At 71.3% G+C, this 3,434-nt stretch carries 3 protein-coding genes and 1 pseudogene; 2 read left to right on the forward strand and 2 right to left on the reverse strand.

The window, feature by feature from the left end:
- Nucleotides 1-218, reverse strand: a pseudogene (locus tag VFM98_RS06320) (hypothetical protein); the annotation flags it as partial.
- 94 nt (nt 219-312) lie between these two features.
- Between VFM98_RS06320 and VFM98_RS06325 the strand changes: the two are divergent.
- Together VFM98_RS06325 and VFM98_RS06330 are read left to right on the forward strand one after the other, a co-directional pair.
- Complete coding sequence (locus VFM98_RS06325) at nt 313-1,323, forward strand: fumarylacetoacetate hydrolase family protein (protein ID WP_325109057.1); 1,011 nt, start codon at nt 313-315, stop codon at nt 1,321-1,323.
- Nucleotides 1,324-1,333: 10 nt separating this feature from the next.
- Complete coding sequence (locus tag VFM98_RS06330; protein ID WP_325109058.1) at nt 1,334-3,064, forward strand: OPT/YSL family transporter; 1,731 nt, start codon at nt 1,334-1,336, stop codon at nt 3,062-3,064.
- A gap of 49 nt (nt 3,065-3,113) precedes the next feature.
- Here the strand turns inward: VFM98_RS06330 and VFM98_RS06335 are convergent.
- A partial coding sequence (locus tag VFM98_RS06335; protein WP_325109059.1) for a trehalose-6-phosphate synthase occupies nt 3,114-3,434 on the reverse strand: 321 nt, incomplete at its 5' end.

The raw sequence follows: 3,434 nt of genomic DNA on the forward strand, positions 1-3,434 counted from the left end.
CGTGCGGGCGGTCGCACAGCGGTCGGCGGCACGGCGACGGGTGCCACGGCGGCCGGCGCCGGCAGCGTCGCCGCCACGGCGATCACGGCCGCCGGCGCGGCCACGCTGCGGGTCGCGAACGGCATCGACACCGGCGCCGCCCGCGCCGGCACGGGCCTGCGCGGCACGGCTTGCAGCACCGCCAGGTGCACCGCCAGCACGAGCACCGCGAGCGGCACCAGCCTTCGCCGGGCGTTACGATGAGGCCGATCCATTTCTCTTCGCGCAATGGGCGCCCGGGCTTGCGGCGCCGGCGCCCACAAGGACCAAGGAATGAAGCTGGCGACGTACAGGGACGGCTCGCGCGACGGGCAACTGGTGGTGGTTTCGCGCGACCTGCAGTCGGCGCATTATGCGACCGGCATCGCGAGCCGCTTGCAGCAGGTGCTGGACGACTGGAACTTCCTCGCCCCCCAATTGCAGGACCTGGCCCAGACGCTCGAAGGCGGCAAGGCACGCCATGCCTTCCCCTTCGATCCGGCCCAGTGCATGGCGCCGCTGCCGCGGGCCTACCAGTGGGCCGACGGCTCGGCCTACATCAACCACGTGGAGCTGGTGCGCGCCGCGCGCAACGCGGAGGTGCCCAAGAGCTTCTACGAGGACCCGCTCATGTACCAGGGCGGCAGCGACGACTTCCTGGGCCCCTGCGAGGACGCGAAGTTCGCCAGCGAGGACTGGGGCATCGACTTCGAGGCCGAGCTCGCGGTGGTCACCGGCGACGTGCCCATGGGCGCCTCGCCGGAGCAGGCGCTGGAAGGCGTGCGCCTGCTGATGCTGGCCAACGACTGGAGCCTGCGCAACCTGATCCCGGCCGAACTGGCCAAGGGCTTCGGCTTCTTCCAGAGCAAGCCGGCCACGGCCTTCAGCCCGGTGGCAGTCACGCCCGACGAACTGGGCGACGCCTGGGAGGGCGGCCGCGTCCACCTGGTGCTGCAAAGCGCCTGGAACGGCCGCAAGGTCGGCCTGTGCGAGGCCGGACCGGACATGACCTTCCATTTCGGCCAGCTGATCGCCCACATCTGCAAGACCCGCAACGTGCGCGCCGGCAGCATCGTCGGCTCGGGCACGGTGAGCAACCGCGGGGTGCAGGGCGCCAGCGGCCACACCGAATGGCCCAAGGGCTACAGCTGCATCGCGGAAAAGCGCGCGATCGAGACGATCCAGGACGGCCAGCCGACGACGCAATTCATGCGCTTCGGCGGCACGATCCGCATCGAGATGAAGGGCAAGGACGGGCAAAGCGTGTTCGGGGCGATCGAGCAGAAGGTGGTCGGCCCGCAATAGGGTCGCGGCCATGGACGCGAGCTCCGGCCCGGTCACCGGCAAGCGCTGGGCCTGGCTGCCCGCCCAGGGCTCCTGGCGCTACCACGTCCTGCTCGCCGCCACCGGCATGCTGGTGCTCGGGCCGCTGGCCGGCGTGACGGCGGCCTACATGAACTTCTCGCTCGGCTTCTTCGTCGGCGGCCAGGTCCTGGCCGGCCTGCTCGGCTCCGCCGTCACCGCCGGCTACGGCGCCGACGGCAAGCACGGCGCCAACTACATCCAGACCGCCGCCGCCTCCGTCGCCAGCATGAGCGGCATGGCGGTGCTGGTGCAGGCCATGGTCTGGATGGGGCTGCCGCAGCCGCCCGCCTGGCAGCTGGTGGCCTACTTCGTCTGCGTCGGTATGTTCGGCGTGGGCGTCGGCATGCTCTACACGCCGGTGCTGGTCGACCGCCTGCGCCTGGCCTTCCCCTCCGGCCTGGCGGTGGCCAACATCCTGCGCGCCCTGACGGATACGCGGCTGCTGCGCCATTCCGTCCGGCAGCTCGGAAGCGGCGGCATCGCGGGGCTCGCGGCCGGCCTGGCGGGCAGCCGGCTGGCCTTCCTCGGCACGATCGAATTCTCGGCCTCCACCTTCGGCGCCGGCATGGTGGTGGGCGCGCGCATCGGCGTGCCGGCGTTCCTGGGCGGCGTGATCAGCTGGGCCCTGCAGCCCTTCTTCGTCTCCATCGGCTGGCTGGAGGCGGGCGACCCGTTCCGCAAGATCACCTTCCTGATCGCTCTCGGCACGATCCTGGGCGCGGCCCTGGTGGACCTGGCGATCATCTTCCGCCGCGCCTTCGAGACCGCCCGCGGCGCCCGCGCCCCGGAGGAGGACCAGGAATGGCGGCGGGTGCACCGCGGCAGGCTGTGGCTATGGGTGCTGGCGTGGGCCGGGCTGACGCTCGCCACCGGCCACCTGCTGCTGCGCCAGCCCCTGTTCTTCCTCGCGCTCGGGATCGCGCTGGTGTTCCTGTTCGCACTGGTCAACGGCATCTCGGTCGGCGTGAGCGACTCCAATCCGATCTCCTCCGCCTTCGTGGTCGCGGTGGTGCTGATGGCGCTGCTGGGGCTGGCGGATCCCGGCGTCGGACTGATGGCCGGCGCCATCCTGCTGGTGTCCACCAGCGTCGCCTGCGACATGCAGCAGGACCGCTCCACCGGCTGGCGCCTCGGCACGCCCCGCGTGCTGCAGTTCCGCTACCAGGTGCTCGGCGTGCTGGTGGGCGCGGTGCTCGCGGTGGTGTTCGCGCGCCTGTTCATGGCCGCCTATCCCGTGCTGGTGCAGGACCAGACGGTGATGAAGGCCGGCCAGCAGCCGGTGGAGTGGACCTCCGCGATGACCTACAAGTTCGTCGGCGTGCTGCGCAGCCTCACCGACGACAAGCCGTACCAGCGCACGGCGATCGTGGTGGGGATCGCGATCGGCTTCGCGATCGAGGTGCTGCGCAAGTGGATCCGGCCGCAGCGCTTCGTCGTCGATGCGGTGCTGCTGCCGTCGCCGTACGCGCTGTCCTTCGGCGGCTTCGTGAACCTGCCGACCTCGATGTGGCTGGGCGCGGGCGGCGTGGTGGCCAGCCTGATCGGCCTGCGCGCGCCGAAGCAGCGGGACCTGCCCGAGGACATGAGCGGCACTTCGCTGTTCGGCGGCGGCCTGATCGCGGGCGATGCGATCGCGGCGCTGGCGATCGGGACGGCGGGATTGCTGGCGGCGGTGTTCTGAACTCCTCCCTCTCCCGCTTGCGGGAGAGGGCCGGGGTGAGGGCCAACGCTCAAAGCCGCAGCCAGGACGTGCCCTTTTCCTCCGCCTGCGTGCGCTGCAGCGCGGCCAGGAAGCTCTCGCACCACCAGTGCACGTCGTAGCGGCGGATCGTTTCCATCAGCGCCTCGTGGCGCGCGCGCCGCTCCTCCAGCGGCATCTGCAGCGCCAGCAGGATGGCCGCGGCCGTGCCCTCGGTATCGTAGGGATTGACCAGCAGCGCCTCGCGCAGCTGCTCCGCCGCACCGGCGAAGCGCGAGAGCACCAGCACGCCGGGGTCGTCGGGGTTCTGCGCTGCCAGGAACTCCTTGGCGACCAGGTTCATGCCGTCGCG

Source organism: Ramlibacter sp., from assembly GCF_035706265.1.
Taxonomy (GTDB): domain Bacteria; phylum Pseudomonadota; class Gammaproteobacteria; order Burkholderiales; family Burkholderiaceae_C; genus Ramlibacter.

Bases quoted from the DNA above. Each gene is read 5' to 3' on its own strand.
- VFM98_RS06325 (WP_325109057.1), top strand. From the start codon at position 313: ATGAAGCTGGCGACGTACAGGGACGGCTCGCGCGACGGGCAACTGGTG.
- VFM98_RS06330 (WP_325109058.1), top strand. From the start codon at position 1,334: ATGGACGCGAGCTCCGGCCCGGTCACCGGCAAGCGCTGGGCCTGGCTG.